Consider the following 363-nt stretch of genomic DNA (forward strand, 5'->3'; position numbering starts at 1 on the left):
TCCCCCTCCTCTTTCTCCCTTCCTCTCCTTTCTCCTTCTCCCTTTTCCCTTTTTTTTCCTTTCCCCTTCTCCTCTCCCCCCCCCTCCCCTTTCTTTTTTCCCCCCTCTCTCTCCCCTTTCCCCTTCTTTTCCCCCCCCTCCTCTTCCTTTCCCCTCTCCCCCCTCTTTTTCTCCCCTTCCCCCCCCTTTTTCTCCCCTTTTCCCCTTTCCTTTTCCCTTCCTTTTCCTTCCTTCCTCCCCCCTTCTCTCTCTCTTTCTTTCTCCCCCCCTTTCTCTCCCCTCTCTCCCCTTTTTCCTCCTTCCCTCTCTCCCTCCCCTCTTTTCCTCCTCCCCTCTCCTTTTTTTCCTCCCTTCCCCTTCTTT

General features: G+C 54.8%; 1 protein-coding gene. It reads right to left on the reverse strand.

What is annotated here, in order from left to right; genetic code table 11:
* A partial coding sequence (locus KH400_RS30165; protein WP_217228445.1) for a hypothetical protein occupies positions 1–363 on the reverse strand: 363 nt, incomplete at both ends.

The sequence above is a fragment of the Desertibacillus haloalkaliphilus genome, from assembly GCF_019039105.1.
In the GTDB taxonomy this organism is placed as follows: domain Bacteria; phylum Bacillota; class Bacilli; order Bacillales; family KJ1-10-99; genus Desertibacillus; species Desertibacillus haloalkaliphilus.